General features: G+C 71.7%; 16 protein-coding genes. 13 read left to right on the forward strand and 3 right to left on the reverse strand.

Features of this window, described 5'->3' with window-relative positions:
• The first annotated feature begins 52 nt into the window (after positions 1-52).
• The 4 genes from ACFY2X_RS25680 (at position 53) to ACFY2X_RS25695 (ending at position 5,909) form a co-directional block, all read left to right on the forward strand.
• A complete protein-coding gene (locus ACFY2X_RS25680; protein WP_389942073.1) occupies positions 53-1,738 on the forward strand; it encodes a serine/threonine-protein kinase in 1,686 nt (561 codons plus the stop codon).
• Between the two features lie 5 nt (positions 1,739-1,743).
• Entirely contained in the window at positions 1,744-4,596 is a 2,853-nt protein-coding gene (locus ACFY2X_RS25685; protein WP_389942076.1) for a BTAD domain-containing putative transcriptional regulator, read from the forward strand.
• Positions 4,597-4,675: 79 nt separating this feature from the next.
• A complete protein-coding gene (locus ACFY2X_RS25690) occupies positions 4,676-5,344 on the forward strand; it encodes a hypothetical protein (protein WP_389942079.1) in 669 nt (222 codons plus the stop codon).
• Positions 5,328-5,909 (forward strand): OmpA family protein, encoded by a 582-nt coding sequence (locus tag ACFY2X_RS25695; protein ID WP_389942082.1) that lies wholly within the window; start codon positions 5,328-5,330, stop codon positions 5,907-5,909. Before ACFY2X_RS25690 ends, ACFY2X_RS25695 begins: the two co-directional genes overlap by 17 nt.
• 49 nt (positions 5,910-5,958) lie before the next feature.
• Here the strand turns inward: ACFY2X_RS25695 and ACFY2X_RS25700 are convergent, their stop codons facing one another.
• A complete protein-coding gene (locus ACFY2X_RS25700; protein ID WP_389942085.1) occupies positions 5,959-6,573 on the reverse strand; it encodes a TetR/AcrR family transcriptional regulator in 615 nt (204 codons plus the stop codon).
• 64 nt (positions 6,574-6,637) lie between these two features.
• Here ACFY2X_RS25700 and ACFY2X_RS25705 point away from each other — a divergent pair, with 64 nt between their 5' ends.
• Positions 6,638-7,120 (forward strand): hypothetical protein, encoded by a 483-nt coding sequence (locus tag ACFY2X_RS25705; protein ID WP_389942088.1) that lies wholly within the window; start codon positions 6,638-6,640, stop codon positions 7,118-7,120.
• A 49-nt stretch (positions 7,121-7,169) separates the two neighbouring features.
• Here ACFY2X_RS25705 and ACFY2X_RS25710 read toward each other — a convergent pair whose 3' ends face one another.
• Positions 7,170-8,240, reverse strand: coding sequence for a S1C family serine protease (locus ACFY2X_RS25710; protein WP_389942091.1), 1,071 nt, complete (start codon positions 8,238-8,240; stop codon positions 7,170-7,172).
• Between the two features lie 313 nt (positions 8,241-8,553).
• On the opposite strand from ACFY2X_RS25710, the gene ACFY2X_RS25715 reads away from it, so the two are divergent.
• The 7 genes from ACFY2X_RS25715 to ACFY2X_RS25745 all read left to right on the forward strand — a co-directional run bounded on the left by ACFY2X_RS25715 (position 8,554) and on the right by ACFY2X_RS25745 (position 20,605).
• Entirely contained in the window at positions 8,554-9,468 is a 915-nt protein-coding gene (locus tag ACFY2X_RS25715) for a hypothetical protein (protein WP_389942094.1), read from the forward strand.
• Positions 9,469-9,522: 54 nt separating this feature from the next.
• Positions 9,523-11,733 (forward strand): acyl-CoA dehydrogenase, encoded by a 2,211-nt coding sequence (locus tag ACFY2X_RS25720; RefSeq protein WP_389942097.1) that lies wholly within the window; start codon positions 9,523-9,525, stop codon positions 11,731-11,733.
• A 56-nt stretch (positions 11,734-11,789) separates the two neighbouring features.
• Positions 11,790-13,742: a hypothetical protein gene (locus ACFY2X_RS25725; RefSeq protein WP_389942100.1), complete on the forward strand. Its 1,953-nt coding sequence runs from the start codon at positions 11,790-11,792 to the stop codon at positions 13,740-13,742.
• 133 nt (positions 13,743-13,875) lie between these two features.
• Complete coding sequence (locus tag ACFY2X_RS25730; RefSeq protein WP_389942103.1) at positions 13,876-14,007, forward strand: hypothetical protein; 132 nt, start codon at positions 13,876-13,878, stop codon at positions 14,005-14,007.
• Positions 14,008-14,142: 135 nt separating this feature from the next.
• The gene (locus ACFY2X_RS25735; protein ID WP_389942106.1) at positions 14,143-15,459 is read left to right on the forward strand and encodes a glycosyltransferase family 4 protein; all 1,317 of its coding nucleotides are present in this window, start codon (positions 14,143-14,145) and stop codon (positions 15,457-15,459) included.
• A complete protein-coding gene (locus ACFY2X_RS25740) occupies positions 15,456-19,610 on the forward strand; it encodes an alpha-(1->3)-arabinofuranosyltransferase family protein (protein ID WP_389942109.1) in 4,155 nt (1,384 codons plus the stop codon). Before ACFY2X_RS25735 ends, ACFY2X_RS25740 begins: the two co-directional genes overlap by 4 nt.
• Positions 19,607-20,605 carry a DUF3068 domain-containing protein gene (locus ACFY2X_RS25745; RefSeq protein WP_389942112.1) on the forward strand — a complete coding sequence of 333 codons (999 nt, stop codon included), beginning with the start codon at positions 19,607-19,609 and terminating at the stop codon, positions 20,603-20,605. Before ACFY2X_RS25740 ends, ACFY2X_RS25745 begins: the two co-directional genes overlap by 4 nt.
• On the opposite strand, the gene ACFY2X_RS25750 is transcribed toward ACFY2X_RS25745, so the two are convergent.
• Entirely contained in the window at positions 20,586-21,329 is a 744-nt protein-coding gene (locus tag ACFY2X_RS25750; protein WP_389942115.1) for a class I SAM-dependent methyltransferase, read from the reverse strand. The two genes, ACFY2X_RS25745 and ACFY2X_RS25750, sit on opposite strands and share 20 nt — an antisense overlap.
• Positions 21,330-21,471: 142 nt before the next feature.
• On the opposite strand from ACFY2X_RS25750, the gene ACFY2X_RS25755 reads away from it, so the two are divergent.
• Entirely contained in the window at positions 21,472-23,349 is a 1,878-nt protein-coding gene (locus ACFY2X_RS25755) for a hypothetical protein (RefSeq protein WP_389942118.1), read from the forward strand.
• Positions 23,350-23,374 lie beyond the last annotated feature (25 nt).

Consider the following 23,374-nt stretch of genomic DNA (forward strand, 5'->3'; position numbering starts at 1 on the left):
GGGCGAGAAACCCTCACTGCGTCACTTACGCCGCGAAGCTACGCTAACCCCGATGAATCCTTCAGAAGGGGTCGTGGCAGGCGAGTCGCAGATGATCGGCGGCTATCTGCTCCGGCGCGTGCTCGGGCGGGGTGGCATGGGGACCGTGCATCTCGCCACCACTCCGGCCGGTGGCCTGGCCGCGGTGAAGGTGATCAATCCCGAGCTGGCGCGCGACCCGGCCTTTCGGCGGCGATTCGATCGGGAGGTCGCCGCGGCCCGCCGAGTGGCCGGATTCTGTACGGCCCCCGTGCTGGACGCCGGCATCGACGGGGACGTGCCCTACCTCGTCACCGAGTTCGTCAAGGGGCCCGACCTGGCGCATGCCGTACGGGAACAGGGGCCGATGACCGGGTCCAACCTGGAGGCCCTGGCGGTCGGGATCGCGGTCGCGCTGAACGCGATCCACGGAGCCGGAGTGATCCACCGGGATCTCAAGCCGTCGAACGTCCTGCTCTCGTCGCTCGGTCCGCGCGTGATCGACTTCGGGATCGCGCAGCCGGTCGACGGGGACAGCCTGGTGAGCCAGGCGATCCTGGGAACGCCCGCGTTCATGGCGCCCGAGCAGATCCGCGGAGAGCCCCTGACACCGGCGGCCGACATCTACGCCTGGGGTGGAGTGATCGCGTTCGCGGGGACCGGGCGGCTGCCGTTCGGCGGCGGGGCGCCCGCGGAGGTCCTCTACCGGATCGTCAATGAGGGGCCGAACCTTCACGGCCTGGACGAGCGCATGCGCGGCCTCATCGAGCGGGCCATGGCCAAGGACCCGGCCAGGCGCCCGAGCGCCCCGGAACTGCTCGGTGAGCTTTTCGGCGGCCAGGACATGACACCGGCGACGGCCACCCAGGTGGTCGAGAAGACCTGGACCGACCGGCTCCCGGAGGCCTCCCAGGTCGGTGGATCCGCGGACACGGGCGAGCGGGCCCGGAGCGGTGGGTCTCCGGGCGAACAAGCCCAGAGCGGCCCGGACGCGGCCGTGCCCGTCCGGAGCCCAGGCGCCAGGGGCGGACGGCGCGGACTGGGCGGACAGGGCGTACGGCGCGGGTGGCGTACGGCGCTGCTCGCCGGGCTGACCGTCACGGTGGTGGCGGCAGGGGCGGTGACGTGGTGGGCCGCGGCACGACCCACCGGGGGGTGGCCCTTCCACGCCGACTTCAGCGGTCCGGATCACCATTGGTCGGTGGACTCCACCGAGGCCGGAAGCGCGGAGGTCTCCGGTGGGTCCTACCGCCTGACCGTGAACCCGGGCTGGCGCCTGTGGAAGTCGGCGCCCGCCCCGGGAGAGCCGGAGAACGGGGTGGTCATCAGCAGTTCGGCGCGCCTGACCGCCGGATCGGGGGAGTTCGGCGTGTGGTGCCGGGGCGACTCGGGCAGCGGTGACCGCTACGAGTTCGTGGTCAGTGGCGTAGGGACGGTCTCCATCACCAAACGGCGGTCCGGGCAGAAGGCCGCCGCGCTGTACGGACCCACTAAAAACGCAAATATCAAAAAATCTGCGAATAACAGGATCGTCGCCGAATGCCGCCCCGACGGGCGGGGGGTCGCTCTGCGGATGTGGGTCAACGAGAGCTTCGCCGGTGAGGCCACCGATGGCGACCCCTACGACCCCGGGCAGACCGGTGTGCACGCGGCGCCGGATACCGGCGTGGCGGTCCAGGTCCGGTTCGGCTCGTTCGACGTGCGCCCGGTGGAAGGGTAGGCCCCGTGTGGTTCGGGGTGCTGGGGACGCTCCAGATCCGTGACGGCGAACGGCTTCTGGTGCCGGGCCCGGCCAAACACCGTGCTCTCCTGGCCGCCCTGCTGATGCACGCGGGCCACGTCGTGACGCTCGACCGGTTGATCGCGGTGGTGTGGGGTGAGGATCCGCCGCCCTCCGCCGAGCCGGTGCTGAGGGTCTATGTGAGCGCGCTGCGCCGCGTGGTCGGAGCCGAGACCATTCGCACGGCTCCCGGCGGCTACCTGATCGCGATCGAACCCGGCCAGGTGGACGCGCACCGGTTCGAGCGCATGGTGGAACGTGCCCGCCGGGCCCGTGACGCGGGGAGGACGGCCGAGGCCGCGGACGACCTGCGCGGCGCGCTGGGGCTGTGGCGCGGACCGGCGCTGGCCGACGTCGAATCCGGGGAACTGCGGCGGACGCAGGCCGTACGCCTGGAGGAGATGCGGCTGAGCGTGACCGAGGAGCGGATCGACCTCGACCTGGAACTCGGACGACACGGCGAGGTCATCGGAGAGCTTCGCGCGCTCGTCGCCGCCTACCCTCTCAGGGAACGCGCCTGGGGGCGATTGATGCTCGCCCTGCACCGGGCGGGCAGGCGGTCCGAGGCGCTGGCGGCCTACCAGGACGCCCGCCGCACGCTGGTGGACGAGCTGGGCCTGGAGCCCGGTCCCGAACTGCGGCAGGCCCATGACAAGGTGCTGAACGGGCAGTGGCGTGAAAGCGGCGCGGTCCCGCACGAGACGCCGCCCGACATCGCCGACTTCACCGGCCGCACGCGACTGCTGGAGCGGATCGCGCGGGAGGCGCCCGCCGCGGACGGCGCCCCCGTGCATCTGGTGCTGCACGGCCCGGCCGGCTCGGGGAAGACCGCCGTGGCCGTGCACTCCGCCACGCGGCTGGGCCCGGGGTTTCCCGACGGCCGCCTCTACGCCGCACTGCGCGCGGGAGACCGCCCGGTCGGCGCGGGCGCGGTGCTGGAGGATCTGCTGCGCTCGCTCGGCTGTCCCGAAGGGGCCGTGCCCGCCGGTTTCGAGGACAGGGTGCGGCTCTACCGCAGCATGGCGGCCACCCGGCGGCTGCTGGTGGTGCTGGACGACGCCGTCGACGAATCCCAGGTACGGCCGCTGCTGCCGACGGGCCCGGGATCCTTGACGTTGGTGACCAGCAGGTCCCCGCTGTACGGGCTGGAGGCCGCCCGCGCCTTCGAGCTCGGCGTGCTCGACACCGCCGAGTCGGTGGAGATGCTGGCGAAGGTGGCGGGGGAGCGGCGCGTGCGCGCCGAGCCGCAGGCCGCGCTGCGGATCGCCGCGCTGTGCGGCGGCCTCCCGCTGGCACTGCGGATCGTGGGGTCCCGCCTGGCGCGCAGGCCCGGCTGGACGCTGGAACACCTGGCCGGACGGCTGGGCGACGAACGCGGGCGGCTAGACGAACTGGCCGCGGGGGACCTGGCCGTGCGAGGCAGCCTCGGCCTCGGCTATCGCGGCCTGGCCGAGGAGGAGCAGCGGATGCTGCGCCGTCTCGGTGCGTTCTCCGCGCCGGACGTCGCGCCGTGGGCCGCGGCCGCGGTGTTCGGGGGCCTGCGGGTGGAGCGATCCCTGGAGGAGCTGACCGGGGCAGGTCTGCTGCAGGCGCGCGGGCTGGACGACGCGGGTCAGGAGCGCTACGGCTGGCACGATCTGACCCGGCTGTACGCCGCCGAGCGCCTCGTCGAAGAGGAGGGCACGGCGGCGCGGGTGCTCGCCGTCGTCGCGCGCGAGGTCCTGGAACGGGTCCGGCGAGCCCGCGCCCTGCTGCTGCCGGCCGAGCCCGGGACGGGTCGCACCCTCGCCCGCACGGCGGAGCGGAGCCTGGCCATGGAGACGACCCACCTGCGCGAGTCGGCCCGATGGCTCGCCGCGGAAAGAGGGTTCCTGGTCGCCGCCGTCACGGACTTCCACCGCGCCGGGCTGGCCGAGGCTGCCTGGCGGCTGGCGTTCTACCTGACGCCGTTCTTCGAGCTGCGCGCGCACCACGAGGACTGGCACGCGACGAACCGGATCGGGCTGGAGGCCGCACGGCTGGCCGGCCATCGCCACGGCGAGGCGCTGCTGCTGCGGGCGCTGGCCGACCTGCACCGGATCGAAGGCCGCCTGGACGACGCCGCACGCGTGCTCCAGGCGGCCCTGTCGCACTTCCGGGATCTGGGCGACGGGCCCGAGGAGGCGCGTGCGCGCCATCGGCTCGGGCTGGTCCTTCTCGACCAGGAGCGCTTCGCCGAGGCGGAGCGGTGCCTGTCCGAATGCCTGGCCGCGTTCGAGTCGGCCGGTGACGCGCGGGGCCGGGCGGACGTGCTGCGCGCGCTGGGCTCGGTACGGCAGGCCGAGAACCTACTGGTGACCAGCTTCGACGTCTACCGGGAGCTGGGTGATCCCCGGGGGGAGGCGGCGGCCCTGCGCGAGCTGGCTCGGATTCACCTGGCCCGGAGGCGCCCGGCCGAGGCCCGTGACTGCGCCGAACGCGGGCTCCGCATCGACCGGCGGCTGGGTGACCGGCTGCCCGAGGCCTCAAGCCTGCTGCTCCTGGCCGCGGTGGCGCGGGCCGAGGGCGTGCCGGAGGCCGCGCGGGCGGCGGGGGCGCAGGCACTGTCGATCTGCGAGGAGTATGGCGACCGCCGCGGGGTCGCCCGCGCGTTGACGGTCATGGCCGGTGCGAGCCTCGACCTCGATGAGATCGATGAGGCGATTGTCGCTGTCGATGATGTTCTGGCAGAGTTCGACGCTCTCGGCGACCGGCGTGGCCTGGCCGAGGCGGAGCAGCTCGCCCAAGAGGCTCGTCGCCGCCGTGGCCTGCGGTTATAGCGGACTATAGGGATTGTGAAGGTCGCCTCTCTAGATTCATGCCTGGCTCTGGACCCCCGACATGCAGAGGTGACACAGGATGCGAAGGAAGATCGCACTGGCCGTGGCCGCGCCCGGACTGGCGGTCGTGCTGACGGGATGCGGTGTGCTGCCCGGCCAGTTGCAGGGCGGCGGCGGGCAGGAACGCCAGTCCCAGCAGGTGGCGCGGCAGGCTGACTCCGCCCCGTCCTCGGACAAATCTTCGAACAAAACGGAGACGGAGCCGGGACCGGAAACAGAGGCCGGGCCGGAGCCGGGACCGGGGACGGGGCCGGACGCGAGCGCGCCGCCGCAGCAGGGAAAGGTGATCGCGACCCGCGACGTCAAGGCCGGTGGGGCCGACCTGACCGTGGACATCACCGGTCTGCGGCGGCAGGGACGGCTGATCACGCTCAGCTGGACCGTCACCAACAAGGGCGACACCGCCTGGGACATGAGCAGCAACATGGGCGACACGCCCGCCGGCATCGGCCTGACGGTGGGCGGGGTGAGCCTCGTCGACCCCGTGAACGCCAAGCGCTACCGGGTCGCCCGCACCGGCGAGGGCCTCTCCAGGGTCAGGTGCGTGTGCTCGGAGTACGACGTCAGAACCGAGCCCGGAGAGGTCCTCCCGCTGTACGCGACCTACGCGGCACCGCCGCCGGACGTGCGGAGGATCAACGTCGAGATGCCGGTTCTCGGGGTGTTCACCGATGTTCCGATCTCCTGAACGGACGCGCCGCGGCCTGGTCGCCGTGGCGCTGGTCACCGGCCTTGTCGCGGGGGCCGGGCCGGTGGCCTGGGCGGAGCCGGATCCTCCGGGCGACGCCATCGGCGCGGTGGAGGACCTGATCCTCCCGGTCGAGGACATCCTGGCCGAGGTCGAGTCCCTGGACGGCAGCGAGAGCGAGTCGAAGCAGGGGGAGACGGTCACCGTGGCGCTCACCAGCGACGTGCTGTTCGCCCTCGACAGCGCCACGCTCGCCGCCAGGGCGACGACGCGGCTGCGGAAGGTCGCCGGCAAGGTCATGGCCGAGTCGGCCGGGGGCCTGGTCAAGATCGTGGGACACACCGACGACCAGGGGGCCGACGCCTACAACGACAGGCTCTCCCTGCGGCGGGCGCAGGCCGTACAGAAGGCGCTGGAGAGGGCGCTGGCCGGGCGGAACGTGACCTTCCAGGCCACCGGCCTCGGTGAGAGGCGGCCGAGGGTGCCCAACGTCATCGACGGCAGGCCGGTCGAGGAGAACCGGGCCAGGAACCGGCGCGTCGAGATCGTCTTCACCGCCAGGTGATCCGTCGGCCACGTCTGAAGCAGCGGATGACGCGGCCGTGTCCACCAGGTCAACGCCCTGCCGCGAGGCTGATGCCGTCGAGATGGCACCGGAGCACCCGGAGCATGGTGGCGGGATCCGTCCGCTCGGGCGTCAGTATGGCGTTCACGGTCAGGCCGTCGATCAGCGCGCACAGCCGTTCGGTCTCCAGGTCGAGGTCGAGCCCTTCGGCGAGACGCCCCATGTCCCGGGCCCTGGTCAGGACGCGTAGGACGATCTTCCGCATGCCGTCATACAGCTCGCGCGCGTAGGGGCGCAGCTCCGGGCGGGTGCGGGCGGAGGTGGTGAAGGCGAGCCAGACCGTGCTTTCCTGGCGGCGAGCCTCGTCGAGGGGGAGGAACTCGGCCAGGAGGTCCTCCGCCACCGCGCGCCGGTCCGTCTCGGCGGCCAGCCTGTCGACGTGGCCGAGGATCCGCTGGAACAGCCGATCCGCCATGGCCCGCATGGCGAAGGTCATCAGGTCGCCGTGGCTGGCGAAGTAGTGCCGGATCGAGCCGATGGCCAGGCCTGCCTCGGCGGCGACGTTCGCCAGTGACGCCTGCTCGACCCCCTCCCGGCTGATGACGCGGAACACCGCCTCGGCCACCTCCTGCCGTCGGGTTTCCGGATCCACAATCTTCGGCATGGCTCATTTGTAGCATGCTCGTGCTAAATTGATTTGGCATGATCGTGCTACAAAACGAGGTGTCATGAGCTCCTGGATGCTGATCGTGATCGTCGCCGTGCTGGTCGTCGGTGTGATCATCAAGCGGCTGATCGGAGAGCCGCTGAACGCGCGTGATCTGTTCGTGCCGCCCGTCGTGCTGCTGGGGATCGGGATCTACGGCCTGACCAAGGCCGAGCACGTCGAAATTCTCTGGACTGTTGTCGGGGGTGCCGTGGGGCTGGCCTTCGGCGCGCTCCGGGGAACGACCGTGCGGCTGTTCGTCCGAGAGGGTGTGCTCTGGCAGCGCTACACCGGATGGACCTTCCTCGTCTGGATCGTCTCGGTCGCGGCGAACGCCGGGATCGGCCTCCTCGCCGGTTTCCTCGGAGCGCACCGGGAGGGTCAGCCCATCCAGCTGTCCATCGGGATCAGCCTGATCGGTGAGGTGATCGTCATCGGCTGGCGGGCCCTGGCCACGAGGGTGCCCTTCGCGTCCGAGCGCCGGTCGATCCTCGGTCGCGACTAGGGTCTGGTTTGTGGATCTTCACCGAACAGACCCTGGTTGATCGCGCCGGTCAGCCGGTGGGAAGCTCCCCCAGCCGCACGGCGAGGGTCTCGGTGGAGCCGCCGGGGTGCAGGACTTCGACCTTGGCCTGGTCTCCGGGTTTGAGGGTGCCCAGAACCTCCGACAGATCCTGCGTCGTCGGGGTCGGGGTGCCGTTGACCGAGAGGATCACGTCACCGGCCTTGACGCCCGCCTGGTCGGCGCCGCCGCCCGGCGTCACCCGTGCGACGCCGGCGCCCACGGGCCGGCCGTCGGTGCTGATCACCGTCTGCACGGTGACGCCGAGGGCGGCCCGGCGGGTGTTGACGACTTTGCCGTACTTGATGATCTGCGCGGCGATGTCGGTGGCGGTGTTGGAGGGGATCGCGAACCCGATGCCCGGCGCCGCACCCCCGCCCAGTTCGGGGTTGACGGCGGTCAGGGTCGGGATGCCGATGACCTCGCCCGAGAGGTTGACCAGGGCGCCGCCGCTGTTTCCCGGGTTGATGGCGGCCGAGGTCTGGATGGCGCCGGTGATCGTCGCGGAGGCCGACTCGTCCGCCGAGGGCTCCTCGACCGTACGGCCCAGCGCGGAGACGATGCCCTCGGTGACGCTGCCGGACAGCCCCAGGGGGTTGCCCATGGCCATCACGATCTGGCCGACCCGTAGCTTGCTGGAGTCGCCGAACGTGGCGGGGTTGAGCCCGGCCGGATCATCCACCTTGATCACGGCCAGGTCGCCGATGGAGAAGGAGCCGACGAGCTTGGCCGTCCGGGCGGCGCCGCCGGTGGCGAGGGTCACCTGGAACTGCTTGGCCTGGCCGACCAGGTGAGCATTGGTGACGATGTGACCGGCGTTGTCGTAGACGATGCCCGAGCCGAGGCCGTTCTCTGTGGTGATCTGGACGATGGACGGCAGTACCGTTCTGATGACCTGCTCGAATTCGGACTCCAGCGCTCTCGGGCCGGCCGTGGCCGTGGCTGTGGCGTCGGGTGAGCCGGTGGTCGCATCCGTCGGCTGTGATCTCGCGGCCTGGCTGCAGCCGGCGAGCGATATGACGACGGCGGCAAATAGTGCGATACGTGAAGTCGATCCCCCCATGCGGGGATATCTTCCCAGTTCAATAGGGAAGATACGTTTGGCCAAGGGGCGCCGGACGGGCCGGTGGGCGGCCCTTTCTCGGGCGCGATTTCCCAGAATGAGATTCTGTTCGTGGAGGGGCGGAAAGGTGAGGGGGGCAAGGATACGCCGCTGACTGGGTGGGTGGGCACCTCGTGGCCAAAGTTTAATTGGAGCGGGGTTCATCGATCATTGGAGGTGACGTAGCCTGACGCCCATGGCGGACGTTGGCGGCAATTCCTCTGGGGATTCTCACGAGAGATACATCCCGTCTTATGACGCGCCCACCGCGCCCATGCCTGCCGTTCCTGCCGAAGACGGCACGATGATCGGCACCCGTGTGCCCCGCCGGTTCCCCGTCGGGGACGGCGAGGAGACGGTGCTGGTCCCCAGGCCCGGCTCCGCTGGACCGCTCCCGGGTGTCCGCGTGGCCTCTGCGCCGGGCAAGGCCGGTGACGTCGGCGGCGGCGAGACCGGGCGGTCCGTTCCGCTGATCGAGAGACGGTCGGTCCGTGCGGCTTACAGCGTCGCCGCCGCCCTGATCACCGCCGTCGCGGTCGTCCTGATCTTCGTGTTCTTCTCCAGCGACGAGCCTGACGATCCGGCGCGGGTTCGCCAGGCGGACGTCACCCTCGGCGCGATCGGCCCGCGGGCCGCACCCACGATCACGTTGCCCGGCCGGCCCAGGTTGAAGGTCTTCAAGACGCTGCCCGGCACGCCGAGTCCGGTGCTGGGCTCCGTGACCGACGCCAAGGCCGCGATCACCTACTCCAAGCTGGGCAAACCATGGATGACCGGGGCGATTCCACCGTTCTCCGTCGGCCAGCGGGTGGGCACGGTGCGGCTGCCGCGCACGATGGTCGCCTCCGGCCTGCTTCCCGGAGCCACCCCGGTTTCCACCCTGAAGACCGACGCCGACTTCCGTAAGGCGGCGCTGGGCGCGGTGAAGTGGACGATCATCAACCACTATCCGGTGGGGAGCAAGGTCGCCTGGACCGCTTCGCAGAAGCCGGTCGCGGGCAAGGGGTGGGCGCTCGGCTACCAGGTGACCTACCAGGTGAGAGGGGAGCGCCGCAGTTCTCAGGCGGCGCTCGCGCTGCTGGACGTCGGCCGCCGCAAGCCCGCCATGCTCTTCATGACCGTTCCGGACACGCGCAAGGAACTCTGGGCTGACATCGCGCCTCTGGTGGAGAGCGCCCGGGCGTTGTGACGGAAGTACCTTCTAGAATATGGTTCTGCCACGGAACCATGTCTGGAGGCTGTCATGGCGATCGGGTTGAGCGAGGAGCACAAGGCGCTTCGCGATTCGGTGACCGGTTGGGCGGAGCGGAACATTCCATCCGACGTCGTACGCGCCGCCGTCGCGGCCGGCAACGGGGATCGCCCTGCCTTCTGGCCCGGTCTGGCCGCCCAGGGGCTGCTCGGCCTGCATCTTCCGGAGGAGCACGGCGGCAGCGGGTACGGCCTGCTGGAGACCGCCGTCGCCATCGAGGCCCTCGGTGAGCGGGTCGCCCCCGGTCCCTACGTCCCGACGGTGTTCGCCGGCGCCGCGATCCTGGCCTCCGACGGCAAGGCTCACGCCGAACTCCTTCCCGGCCTCGCCGACGGCACGCTGACCGGCGCGGTCGCACTGGCCTCCTCGATCACCGGCACCCGGAGCGAGGACGGCACGCTGACGATCAGCGGCGCCGCCGAGCCGGTCCTGGGCGGTGTGCCGGCCGACGTCCTGGTGCTTCCGGTGACCACCGACCGGGGCGAGGAGTGGGTCGCGGTGGACGCCTCCGCGGTGGCCGTGACCCCGGTCGATTCGCTGGACATCACCCGTGGTGTGGCCAGGATCGAGGTGGACGCGGTGGCCGTTCCGGCCGGGCGGGTGCTGGACGGGCTGGAAGGCCCGGAGGTGCTCAATCTGGCCGCCATCCTGTTCGGGGCCGAGGCCGCGGGCGTCGCGTCCTGGTGCGTGACCGCCGCGTCGGAGTACGCCAAGGTGCGCGTGCAATTCGGCCGCCCGATCGGCCAGTTCCAGGGCGTCAAGCACAAGGCCGCCCGCATGCTCGTCGCGCTGGAGCAGGCCCGCGCCACGGTGTGGGACGCCGCCCGTGCCGCAGGTGAGGGCGCGGGCGACGAGGCGGCCTATGCCGCCGCCATCGCGGGCGTGGTCGCCCCCGACGCCGCCGTGCAGTGCGCCAAGGACGCCATACAGATCTTCGGTGGCATCGGCTACACCTACGAGCACGACGCCCACCTTTACTACCGTCGCGCGCTGACCCTGCGCGCGCTGCTCGGCGCCTCCGCCGACTGGGCCGAGACCGTCGCCTCGATGGCGCTGAACGGTGTCAGCCGGGAGATGGAGATAGAGCTGCCGGACGACGCCGCCGCGCTGCGGGAGGAGATCCGGGCGGAGATCGCGGAGATCGCGAAGCTGGAGGGCAGGGAGCAGAAGCGGGCGCTGGCCAAGGCCGGCTACGTCATGCCGCACCTGGCCCGGCCGTGGGGCCGCGACGCCAGGCCGCTGGAGCAGGTGCTCATCTTCCAGGAGCTCAAGGCCGCCCGAGTCAAGCCGCCTCAGATGATCATCGGCGCCTGGGTGGTGCCGTCGATCGCCACGTACGGCACGCCCGAGCAGCAGGAACGCTTCCTGCCCGCCACGCTGAGCGGCGAGATGATGTGGTGCCAGCTCTTCTCCGAGCCGGGCGCCGGCTCGGACCTCGCCTCGTTGCAGATGAAGGCGGAGAAGGTCGAGGGCGGCTGGAAGCTCAACGGCCAGAAGATCTGGACCTCGGTGGCCCATGTCGCCGAGTGGGGCATATGCATCGCGCGCAACTCCTCCGAGGGTTCCAAGCACGAGGGCATCACCTACTTCCTGGTGGACATGAAGAGCCAGGGCGTCACGGTCCGGCCGCTGACCGAGATGACCGGCGAGAACCTGTTCAACGAGGTCTTCCTCGACGACGTGTTCGTCCCGGACGACCTGGTCGTCGGCGAGGTCGGCCAGGGCTGGAAGGTCGCCCGCAACACCCTGTCCAACGAACGGGTCTCGCTCTCCTCGGGCACCGGCGGAACCGGCTCCTCGGTCCCCGACCTGCTCGGGCTGGCCGGCCGGATAGGGCGGGAGCTGACTCCCGCCGAGCGCCAGGAACTCGCCCGGGTGGTCTGCGAGGGCCACTCGATCAACGCTCTCGGCCTGCGGGTGACGCTGAGGCAGCTGACCGGTGCCGAGCCGAGCGCCGACGCCTCGGTCCGCAAGCTCCTGTCCACCTCGCACGCCCAGCACGTCTCGGAGTGCGCGGTCGGGCTGCTCGGTGCCTCCGCCGTGATCGCCGCCGACATGAAGCTCGGCGACGCCGGGTACTGGAACCGCGCCGTGCTCGCCACCCGCGCCATGACGATCTACGGGGGCACCACCGAGGTGCAGCTCAACATCATCGGTGAGCGCATGCTCGGCCTGCCTCGCGATCCCGAGCCGGGCAGGTAGCGGGGTGAGGCGGTGGCTGCGGATATATCCGCAGCCACCCCTTAAAGTCGTACTTTATGAGCGGCGGGCGAGCTGAGGCGGCGAGGCGTTTCGCGCCGCGGTTCGCGCCCGCCCTGCTCGGGTCGCGTTTCGCGCCTGCTCTGCTCGGGTCGCGTTTCGCGCCCGCTCTGCTCGGGCTGCTGTTCGGGCTGCTCGCCCTCGGGCCCGCGCTGGGACCGGGGTTCGCGCTCAGATACGACATGGTGTTCGTGCCCGACCCGCCGCTGATCCTGCCGGGGGAGGGGTTCCCCCGGGCCGTGCCCAGCGACCTGGTGGTCGCGCTGCTCTCCCAGGTCGTGCCCGCGCAGGCCGTCCAGAAGGCCCTCCTGCTCGGGATCTTCGTGCTGGCCGCGTCGGGCGCGGCGGCCCTGGTCTCCTCGGGCGGCCTCGACTCGGCGTCCTCGGGCAGCCTCGGGCCACGTCAGGCGGTGGCCACGTCCTCGGGTCGCCTCGGGTCACGCCAGGCGGCGGCCGCGTCCTCGGGCAGCCTTGGGCCACGCCTGGCGGCGGCCGCCTTCTACGCCTGGAACGCCTATCTCGCCCAGCGGCTCCTGCTCGGCCAGTGGGCGCTGCTGCTCGGGGTCGCCGGGCTGCCCTGGGCGGTGCGTGCCGTGGCGCTCGGCGGACGACTGCGGCTGATGACCGCGCTGCTTCCGGCGGCGGTGGGCGGCTTCCAGGCGATGCTGGTCTCGGCGTTGGTGGTGCTTCCCACGGCGGCGACCGCACCGATTCCCCTTGGTCGCGCGCCCGGAGCACCGGACGCGGGAGCGGCTCCGGGCCGTGCGGGTTCCGGTCAGGGGCCAGAGGGCACGGCTCCGGGCCGGGCGGGTTCCGGCCGGGGGCCGGGGGACACGGCTCCTGATCGATCGACCCCCGGCAGGGCCCGGCGGACGGCCGAGGCCGTGTCAGCCTCGGACTGGGGTGGCAGGGCCCGGCGGACGGCTGAGGCCGCGCTGATCCTGGGCGGCCTGAGCCTGCCGTGGCTGGTGCCCGCCCTGCTCAGCCGGGCTGTGACCGACCCCGCCGGGGTCGAGGCGTTCGCGGCCCGGGCCGACGGGCCGCTGGGAACGGTCGGGAGCCTGCTGTCGCTCGGGGGGATCTGGAACGCCAACGCCGTCGTGCCGGGGCAGGGGTCCTGGTGGTCGGCGGGCGTACGGCTGGCGCTCGCGGCGGTCGCCGTCTGGGGGTTCGCGTGGTTATGGGGCCGGGAGTCCGGTGCCGGATCACGTCCGTCGAGGCCAGGAGGGTTCGCGCGGTTACGGGGCCGGGGGGCTCCGCCGTACCTGACCGGGGTGGCGGTCGCGGCGGGGACCGGGCTGGCGATCGCCTTGACGGGTGCCTTCGCCCCTGGTCTGCTGAAGAATCTGATCTCCTGGTGGCCCGGGTTCGGGCCGTTCCGGGACGGGCAGCTCTACCTGGCGCCGCTCGTCCTGCTCCAGGCGGTGGGCCTGGCCGCCGTGGTCGCGCGCTGGGACTCGCGCGTCGTCGCGTCGGTCGCGGTGGCCGTTCCCGTGCTGGTGCTGCCGACCTTCGCGCTGGGCGCGTTCGGCAGGCTGGCCGCGGTCGACTATCCGGACGAGTGGCGCCGGGTGCAGGCGATCGTGAACGCCGATCCGTCGCCCGGGGCGCTGTTGTCGTTGCCGTGGGGCGCGCATCGGGCGTTCGCGTGGAACGGCCACCGGGTGGTGCTCGACCCGGCGATCAAGATGTTCCGGCGCCGGGTGCTGTGGAACGACGCGCTGCTGGTGGGCCTGCCCGGAGGAGGACGGCTGCGGGTCGCCGCGGAGGATCCGGCGGTCACGGCGGCGGAGGCGGCGCTGCGCGCCGTACCGGGCGAGCGGGCGGCGGCGCTGGCCGGGCTCGGGGTCCGTTACGTTCTCAGCCAGGTGGGCGATAACACGTTCCATGATGGGGTGATCGTTTTCGAAGGTCGGGAGCTCCGCCTCCTGCGCCTTGATCAGCCTTCTTGAGCTGCGCATATCCGCAGCTCCTGGGAGTACCAGAGGGTAACTTGTTTTATCACGGTTTCACTAAGCCTATGGCTTATGACCTGGATCACGTTCTACTCTCGGCACACTGTCCGACTTTTGCAGGGAGAGCTCAGTGATACGAGTGCTCGCGGCCCTGGCCGTTGGGGCGGTTCTGGCTGTCGGTGCCTCCGTGGCAGTGGTCAACGTGGCCGCGCCCACGCCGGAACCGCCCAACCGGCCGCTGTACAACTACGGCGACAGGTAATCCGGGGGGCCGGTAACGGCCCCTCGGACGCCGTTTTCCCAGCCCACCGGGGCTGACATCAGTCATCAGAACGGGGTCTTGCTTCGCCATGCCCTGATTCGGGCGCGCGCCGCCGTAGGAGACCGAGGAGACACCGTGGCCCTTTCCGGTGGGCGCACCAGCGCCGGACCGCGTCCGCTGCCCCCACTGACCCCGCCGAGGCCCGGCCTGAGCGTGGAGGCCACGGAAGCGCCCGAGGTGTCGCTGCGCGGAGCCCGGGTGGCGGTGCTGAACTTCCGCGAGCCGCAGCAGTCGGTGGCGGGTGGCGCCGAGGAATACGCCTGGCAGGTCAGCCGCTACCTGGTCGCTCAGGGAGCCTCGGTTCACTTCCTGACCAGCCGCGAGCCCGGCCAGGCCCGATCCGAGCGATGTGACGGCATCGAACTGCGCAGGATGGGCAACCGCTACCTGGTCTACCTGCTCGTGCCGCTCTGGTTGCTGCTGCGCCGCCGCCGGTTCGACGTGGTCGTCGACTCGATGAACGGCATCCCGTTCTTCTCCCCGCTCGTGGTGCGGCGCCGTACCTCGGTGATCTGCCTGGTGCACCACGTGCACGACCGGCAGTTCCATGCGTTCTTCCCCTCATGGCTCGCCAGGATCGGCTGCTTCATCGAGGGACCGGTGGCGCGGCTGCTGTACCGCCGCCGTATGACGATCACGGTCTCGGAGTCGTCCATGGAGGATCTGCGCACTCGGCTTCGCTGGCTGGCCCCGATCGAGATCGTCCCCAACGGCAGTCCCGCGGTCCGTTCGATCGCGCGGCAGGCCCTGCCCGGTGATCCCGCCGTGGTCTACCTGGGCAGGTTGGTCGGGCACAAACGGATCGAGCGTGTCGTCGACCTGGCGGCCGAGCTGGGTGAGAGCCATCCCGGCCTGCACGTCCACGTCGTGGGCCGCGGCCCGGAGACCGAGGCCCTCGCGGCCAGGGCGGACGGGCTGGGCGTCGCCGACCGCGTGCACCTGCACGGATTCCTCTCCGAGCCCGCGAAGAACGCCGTGCTCGGCTCGGCCCTGCTGAACGTGACCGCTTCGGAGTTCGAGGGCTGGGGCCTCACGGTGATCGAGGCGGCCGCCTTCGGCGTGCCCACGGTCGCCTACGACGTCGCCGGGCTGCGCGACTCGGTCAGGGACGGCGTGACCGGCTGGCTGGTCCGCGACGGCGAGACGCTCGCCGACGTGGTGGACCGGGCGATCAAGGAGCTGGCCGACCCGGTACGGCGCGCGGAGATCCAGCAGGCCTGCCGGTCCTGGGCGGGCGAGTTCACCTGGGGAAGGACCGGCGCTACTATAACCAGACTTGTCGCTACAGAACTCTCCGCAGTCGGCCCCCGACGCAGGCCCGCGCGCCTCGCGGGTTCGTTGACCCGGACCCCCGACCTCCGTCTTGCCGTAGGTGAGACCGACCCCACTTGAGCGCAGCATTGACTCCTGACAGTACGGAGACCGCGCCCGCGCGGCTGCGGCACCGGCTGCACCTCCTGGCGGGCTGCCTCCTGCTCGGAGCCATCGCGTTCAACACCTCACCCGGTCAGGTGATCTCCGAGACCAAGCTCGACATGGCGCTCAACCCCGTCGGCTTCCTGTCCCGGGCGATCCACCTGTGGGACGGCGCGTTCTTCGGTCACCTGCAGAACCAGGCCCACGGATACCTGTTCCCGATGGGGCCGTTCTACGCGCTCTTCCACGCGCTGGACATGCCCGCGTGGAACATCCAGCGCCTGTGGATGACCCTGGTCCTGTGCGCCGCGTTCGTCGGCGTCGAACGGGTGGCCCGCGCGATGGGCATCGGCACCCCCGGCACCCGCGTCCTGGCCGGCCTCGCCTACGCCCTGGCTCCGCACGCCGTCGCGCTGATCGGGTTCAACTCCTCGGAGTTCCAGCCGAGTGCCGTCCTGCCGTGGGTCCTGCTGCCGCTCGTACACGGCGCGCGAGCGCAGACGAGCCCGCGCAGGGCCGCCGCCCTGTCGGCGCTGGCGTTCCTGTTCGCCGGCGGGGTCAACGCCGTCGCCGAGCTGGCCGTGCTCGTCGTGCCGCTGCTGTATCTGCTCACCCGGGGCCGCGGGCCCCGCAGCCGACGCCTGCTGGCCTGGTGGCTGGGCTGCGTGAGCGCGGTGTCGATGTGGTGGCTGTTGCCCCTGCTCGTGATGGGCCGCTACATCTTCTCCTTCCTGCCGTTCATCGAGACCGCCGACGCCACCACCCAGGTCACCTCTCTCATCAACACGCTGCGCGGCACGTCGAGCTGGATCGCGTTCCTGCCGGTGGGCGGGCAGGCGTGGCTGCCCGCCGCCTTCGAGCAGGCGACCATGCCCGTGCTCATGGTCCTGACCGCGCTGGCCGCCGGGTTCGGCCTCGCCGGGCTCGCCGCCCGCGCCACCCCCGAGCGGGCCTTCCTCGCGCTCAGCCTGCTGGTCGGAGTCGTGATCGTCTCCGCGGGTCACGCCGACGCGCTCGCCCACCCGTGGACCGGGCAGGTGAAGGCGCTGCTGGACGGCCCCCTCGCCCCCTTCCGCAACCTGCACAAGTTCGACGCGCTCATCCGGCTCCCGATCGCCCTGGGCCTCGCCGCCCTGCCCCTGGCCGTCGCCGTACGGCTGCGCAAACCCGTCATCGCCGTGTCCGCCGTCCTCGTCGCCCTCACCGCGCTGCCCGTCGCCTCCGCCGGGGTGACCCCCGCGGGCGCGTTCGCCGAGATGCCCTCCTACTGGAGGGACGCCGCGAACTGGCTGAACCGGCACACGGGGGACGGCATGGTCCTCGCCGCGCCGGGGTCGCGCCGGGGCGAATACGTGTGGGGCCGCCCCATGGACGAGCCCATGCAGTCGTTGCTGACCGTGCGCTGGGCCACGCACACCAACGTCCCCTGGGGATCGCCGGGGCTGGCCCGGCTGGTGCAGGCGGTGGACGAGCGCTTCGCCACGGGCCGCGGATCGCCGGGCCTCACCTCCGCGCTCCGCCGCATGGGGGTCACCTACCTGCTCGTCCGCAACGATCTCGCAAGAGAGAGCCTCGGTACGGCCTGGCCCGCGCGGGTCCACGAGACCCTCGCGGAATCCACGGGCCTGCAACGCGTCGCCGCCTTCGGGCCGGAGGTCGGGACCAGGTCCAGTTCGACGGCCTCGGGCTGGTTCGACCAGCCCTACCCGGCGTTGGAGGTCTACGCGGTTCCCGGCCCCGCGCCGCTCGCCGCCACCGTGCCCCGCGACGGGACGCTCCGGGTCACCGGGGCGCCCGAGGCGGCGTTGGCCCTGGCCGAGGAGGGGCTGCTCGACGACGACCGGGCCATGACGGTGGGCGACGAGCCGGGGGCGGCCACCTCGTCCCCGAGCCACCGGGTGATGACCGACACGCTGCGCCGCCGTGAGATCGTCTTCGGCGACCTGCGCCGGATCGGCACCTCCACGCTCACCGAGGACCAGCCGCTGAAGCGCGGCAGGGAAACGGACCTCACCGACCCGGCCTGGGCCGCCGCCACCGCGACGGCCCGCTACTCCGGCATCGACGACGTGGGTGCCTCCTCCGCCGAGTCGGGCGTCGGGGCCGGTGACCGGCGCGACCCGGGGCGCCAGCCGTACGCGGCGATCGACGGTGACCCGCGCACCGGGTGGCGCTCCGACGGCTGGAACGGGGCGGTCGGGGAGTGGCTGGAGGTGCGCTTCGTCGGGAGCGTCGACATGCCGCAGATCACCGTCGCGTTCGAGACGGCACTGGGGCCTCCCGTGGCGGAGGTCGCCCTGGAGACCGAGGCCGGCAGGCGCCTGGTACCGGTCCAGCAGTCGACCGACCCCCAGCTCCTGCGCCCGCCGGTCGGCCCGACCTCCTGGCTGCGGATCAGGGTGACCAGGCTCGTCTCCGAGCCCAGGATCCGGGTCGGCACCCGCGTCGGCATCACCGAGGTCGCGATCCCGGGCGTCAGGGCCCGGCGCAGCATCGCCGTCCCCCCGGACGGCGGGCAGGATCCCGGCACGGTGCTGCTGACCCGCCAGGGTGCCGCGCCCGCCTGCATGCACGGGTCCTCGACATGGGCCTGCTCGCCGTCCCTGGAGGTCGTGGGAGAGGACGGCTTCGGCTTCGACCGCACCTTCGCCGTCCGCAACGGCGGCGAGCGCACCGTGACCGGCAGGGCCGTGCTCACCGATCCCGTCTCCGCCCAGCTGCTCACCACGATTCCCGGCGTCTTTCCCCAGGTCAACGCCTCTTCCACGGTGACCGACCACCCGGCCGTGCTCGGCCGCTCGGCCATGGACGGCGACCTGAACACGCTCTGGTACGCCAAGCCCTTCGACCGCCACCCGACCCTGACCGTCAGGCTGCGAAAGAAGATCACGATCTCGCAGATCATGGTCCTCTTCCCCGACTCGTTCCTGGGGCAGCCGCCGGTCAAGGTGAGCGTGCGCGGCGGGGGCCGTACGATGCAGGGCTGGGTCAGGGCCGACGGAAGGGTGGCCTTCTCGCCGATCCGCACGGATCGCCTGGAGATCGTTTTCACCGCTCCGGCGTCCCGGGCGATCGAGGTGGCGGAGGTGACGATCCCGGGCGTGAAGCCGCTCGGCTCGCTGGCGCCGTTCCCGCTGAGGCTGCCCTGCGGCTACGGTCCCACGCTCACCGTGAACGGCAACCCGTTGCCCACCGAGATCGTGGACGGCACTCTGGACGACGTGGTCAACGGCCGCCCGCTCGGCTACCGCGCCTGCGAGCCGGTCGAGCTCGGCACGGGCACGGCCCGGATCGCGGCCGCCTCCAGTGACGCGTTCAGGATCGAGTCGGTGGTCGTGCGCGCGTCCGGCGCCGCCGCCGGACGCGCGGTCAGGGCCAAGTCCGTCGTCGCGGAGGCATGGGGCCAGGAAGAACGCCGGGTGCGGGTCTCGACCTCGGTCCCTTCCTACCTGGTGGTCAACGAGAACCACAACGCCGGGTGGCAGGCCTACCTCGGCGGCAGGCGGCTGGTGCCGGTCCGGCTGGACGGCTGGCGGCAGGCATGGGAGCTGCCCGCCGGGCAGGGCGTCGTGACCATGCGCTACGAGCCCGACTCCACCTACCGCGCGGCGCTGCTCGGCGGCGGAGTCCTGGTACTCGTGGTGGTGGCGCTCGTGCTCATCCCCGCCACCAGGGGTGCCCGATCACCTGGTGTGGCGCCCGCCGAGATCCGCATGGCCTGGATCTGGACGCTCGCCCCGCTCTCCGGCCTGTGGACCGGAGGCTTCGCGGGGGCCGTGATCGTCACGGGGGCGCTGGCGCTGTCCCTCTGGCTGAGAACCGTGGCCCAGGCCAGGCACGCCCGCCTCACCTCGCTCCCCGGCCTCGCGGGTGTGGCGGTCACGCCCTGGGTGCTCGCGGTGCCGCCGGGCCTGGCCGGTCTCGCGCTCGCCGCCGGCACCGTGTACGGCAGGGCCGACGCGACCGCGGCGCTCGCCGAGCCGCTGAGCGGCGTCGTGCCGCAGGTGCTCTGCCTGCTGGCGCTCGCGTGGCTGATGGCGTCGATCCCCGAGCAGACCCCCGCGGCGCCGGTGCCGTCGCGCGACGTCGTGGCCCGGCGGCCCGAACCGGTGGTGGTGAGATCGTGATCCGTTCCAGGATTCCCCGGGTGGCGCTCGCGGGCACGGGTGCCTTCCTCGTCACGCTCGCGGCGCTGCTGCGCTTCTACGTCTACGACAGCGCCCTGGTGCTGCCGCTGGAGCAGAACAGGGCCTACCGGATGGTCGCGCTGGACGCCGACTACTTCGACACGGCCACTCTCATGTCCCACACCCGTGTTCCGCTGGTGTCCACCACGGCGGTGCTCGGTGACGCCGGCGCAGGAAGCGCCGGTACGGCGGTGTGGGTGGAGTTCACCTCGCTCACCACCGCCTCCGGCGAACGGATCGACTACCACGAGCGCAGGACCGCCTTCGACCGCAGGACGGGCATGACGGTCAGCTGCTGCGGGGAGTACGTCGACGAGGATTCCAAGGCCCGGCAGACGGGCCTCGCCTTCCGCCTGCCCTTCCGCGCAGAGCCGCGCTCGTACCCGATGTACGACACGGTGCTGCGGGTCGCGGTCCCGCTCCGCTACGAGCAGCAGGAGCAGGTCGAGGGCGTGCGGACCTACCGCTACACCTACACGGCGGGTCCGATCAAGATCGAGGACATTCCCGGGCAGTTCCCCGGCCGGGTGCTGGGGCTGCCCGAGTGGCGTGCCATCGGCGTCTCCCGCTACGCCCAGGTGACCCGCACGATCTGGGTGGAGCCGGAGAGCGGCCTGATGGTCAAGATGCGGGAGCGTCACCGTCAGGGCCTGCGGACCCCCGACGGCATCGAGCGCAGGGTGAGCCTCCGGGCGGACCTCGCGATGTCCCCCGAGGACGTCCGGGCCAGGGTCGCCGACGCGCGGGCCTTCACCCGCTGGGTTTTCGTCGTCCGGGATCTGCTGCCCGGCGTTCTCCTCGCCCTCGGACTCGTGCTGATCCTCCTGGCCACTCTTTTCCGCAGGGTGCCTCGGACTCCCGGACCGGACGGAACGGGAGGGGAGGAGGCAGGCGTGGCCGTACCGGAAAGGACGGTCAGTGGCGACGCAGGATGAGCAGCAGGTTCCAGCTCACGATCTCGCGCAGTCCCGGAATGTGGATCACCGGGGTCGCCCAGCGGGGATGGTAACGGGGAAGGGCGTCCAGGACCGTGACGTCGGCCCGCCGCCTGGCCCAGCGCAGCGCGGCGCCGACCGAGACGGGGTAGAGGCTCGTGCCGTAGACGTTCTTGGGGGACTTGCCGTGCTTGCGGGTGTAACGGGCGGCGGCGCGGTGGCCGCCGAGGTAGTGCCAGGGAGAGGTCTCGTGGCCGCCCCAGGGGGACAGCCAGTTGGTGAAGGACAGGTAGACCACGCCGCCCGGCCTGGTCACCCGGACCATCTCCCCGGCCATCCGCCACGGGTCGGGCACGTGCTCCAGCACGTTGGAGGAGAAGCAGACGTCCACCGAGCCGGTGGCCAGCGGCAGGTCGAGCGCGCTGCCCAGCACCGCCCCTTCGGGGGCGGCGCCCTGGCGGGCCATCATCTCCCCGGCGTCGCAGTCCACGCAGACCGGACGGGCGCCCACGGCCCGGAGCACGTCGGTGAAGTATCCGGGGCCGCCGCCGATGTCGGCGACGAGCGCGCCGTTCAGCTCGGTGTAGGAGGCGAGTTGGGCGACCGTGTCGCGGGCCAGCAGGCCGTAGAAGAAGTCCGGGTCGCTCTGTTCCTTGCGGAAGGCGCTGAGCAGCTCGATCGACCGGCCCAGGGTGGCACGGAACGGCGCCTGTGGAGTCTCCAACGCTGCTCCTCACGGCGGTGGAACAAATCAGGTTTGCCGGAGCATAACACCGCATTGCTCTTCGTCTTTACTGGCTCGTAGGGTGTTCCGCCGGGATACGGGGATCAGAAGCCGGGACACGGGGATCAGAAGGGGACAGCTGGTGGAGGTCACGGAGACCGCGCAACCGGATTCACCGACCACGCGGATCGCACTGCCCGGCTGGCTGGCCGGCCTGCGCAACCCCGTGCTGCTCGGTGCGGCGCTCCTCATCGCGGTGTCGCTCGCGCTGCGCGTGATGGTCCTGCGCGACTCATACTTCGTCGAGGACGACCTGCTGTTCGTGGGCAACGCCTACGAGAACGACCTCACCCTCGACTACGTGACCCGGGAGCACAAGGGGCATTTCATGCCCGGCGCGATCGCGCTGACCTGGGTGCTCTCCCGCATCGCCCCCTACAACTGGCTGCTGGTGGCCGCCGTCACGTTCGCCGTGCAGGTGCTGCTCGGCGTGCTCGCGCTCCGGCTGCTCAGAATCCTGTTCGGCACCCGCCCGGCGATCCTGCTGCCGCTGATGCCGATCCTTTTCTCCCCGCTGACGATCCCGGCGTTCGGCTGGTGGTCGGCCGCCATCAACGCGGTCCCGCTCCAGCTCGTCCTGGTGCTCGCGGTGACCGAACAGGTCCGCTTCGCCCGTGGCGAGGGCGCCCGGTACGGCTGGCGCGCGCTGGCGTGGTGCGTGGCCGGTATGGCCTTCAACACCAAGGGCGTCTTCGTCACATTCCTGCTGTTCGCCCTGACCACGGCCTTCCTCGGGGATCGGCGGGCCGGATGGGTCCGGTCGATGTTCCGCGAGGCACGGCGGCACTGGCGGCTCTGGTCGACGCACGTGATGGCGCTCGCCGTCTACACGATCGCCTATCTCGCCAGGATGGGCACCGCCCCGGGGGAGGGCGCGTCGGTGCCCAAGCCGGATGTGGCCCTGGAGCTGGTGTCGATCATGCTGGGCCGTACGTTCCCGAGCGGGGCGATCGGCGGCCCGCTCACGTGGGCGCCCCCGACCCCGACGGGTGGCCTGGCCGGTCCTTCCGACTTCGTCGTCGCCGTTTCCTGGGCGGTGCTGGCGGCCCTGGTGGCGATCACCGTCTTCCACCGGCGCCGGGCGCTGCGGGCGTGGATCATCCTGGGCGGCTACCTGGTCTTCGCGGACGCCGTCCCGACGGTGATCGCCCGGGGCGGCTTCGTGGCGCTGGTGGGCGCGGAGACCCGCTACGTCGCCGACGCCGTCGTGGTCCTCGCGCTCTGCCTGGGGCTCGCGCTGCTGCCGGTCACGGGAGAGACGGACGCCTACCGCCGCCCGCTTCCGGCCCCGTCCCCGCTCGTCCTCGCGGCGGGGCTGACCGCGGGGGCCTACCTGGTGCTGTCGGTGATCTCGATCGAGACCTACCGGGAGACCCTCCACGGCGATCGTGTCCGGGCCTACCTGGAGACCGCCGCCGCGCAGCTCGCCGCCGCGCCGGACAACGCGGTGATCTATCCGTCGCCGGTCCCCGCGGACATCGTGCTGCCGGTGAACGGTGAACGGCGGCTCAGCACCCGCCTGCTCGCCCCGCTGGCCCGCCCGGCCCTCCAGGCCAGGATGGCTCACCCCGAGCCCTCCCACGAGGCGCGGGTCTTCGACCGGAACGGCAGGCTGGCGCGAATGAGCGTCTTCGGCTTCTTCGCCGCCCGCGGGAAGAACGAGCGCTGCATCCCCGTGGTGAACGGCGCCGCCTTCTTCCCCGACGCTGTCTCCTTCGGCGGCCTGGCCACCGCGGGCGCGCTGGCCTACACGGCGGGCCGGCCGGTCTCGGTGACGGTCGAGGTCGGCGAGGAGCGGATCGTGCTCAGCCTCAAGGAGACCTCCGGAGGGCTGATCCATTTCCCGGTGAAGGGTGTGGGCAGGGGGATCCGGGTCGTCATGGACGACCCGACGGCGCCGGTCTGCGTGACCGGTGTGGCCCTGGGCGCGCCGTACGCCGAGGGCGAGCAGCCCTCCTAGCGTACGGCCAGGAATATGGCCAAGC

The sequence above is a fragment of the Streptosporangium sp. NPDC000396 genome (genome assembly GCF_042898655.1).
Lineage (GTDB): Bacteria > Actinomycetota > Actinomycetes > Streptosporangiales > Streptosporangiaceae > Streptosporangium.

What these genes read in the sequence shown, in the direction of transcription:
- ACFY2X_RS25680 (WP_389942073.1), top strand. Translation starts at nt 53, where the DNA reads ATGAATCCTTCAGAAGGGGTCGTGGCAGGCGAGTCGCAGATGATCGGC.
- ACFY2X_RS25690 (WP_389942079.1), top strand. Translation starts at nt 4,676, where the DNA reads ATGCGAAGGAAGATCGCACTGGCCGTGGCCGCGCCCGGACTGGCGGTC.
- ACFY2X_RS25695 (WP_389942082.1), top strand. Translation starts at nt 5,328, where the DNA reads ATGTTCCGATCTCCTGAACGGACGCGCCGCGGCCTGGTCGCCGTGGCG.
- ACFY2X_RS25700 (WP_389942085.1), bottom strand. Translation starts at nt 6,573, where the DNA reads ATGCCGAAGATTGTGGATCCGGAAACCCGACGGCAGGAGGTGGCCGAG.
- ACFY2X_RS25705 (WP_389942088.1), top strand. Translation starts at nt 6,638, where the DNA reads ATGAGCTCCTGGATGCTGATCGTGATCGTCGCCGTGCTGGTCGTCGGT.
- ACFY2X_RS25710 (WP_389942091.1), bottom strand. Translation starts at nt 8,240, where the DNA reads ATGGGGGGATCGACTTCACGTATCGCACTATTTGCCGCCGTCGTCATA.
- ACFY2X_RS25715 (WP_389942094.1), top strand. Translation starts at nt 8,554, where the DNA reads ATGCCTGCCGTTCCTGCCGAAGACGGCACGATGATCGGCACCCGTGTG.
- ACFY2X_RS25720 (WP_389942097.1), top strand. Translation starts at nt 9,523, where the DNA reads ATGGCGATCGGGTTGAGCGAGGAGCACAAGGCGCTTCGCGATTCGGTG.
- ACFY2X_RS25725 (WP_389942100.1), top strand. Translation starts at nt 11,790, where the DNA reads ATGAGCGGCGGGCGAGCTGAGGCGGCGAGGCGTTTCGCGCCGCGGTTC.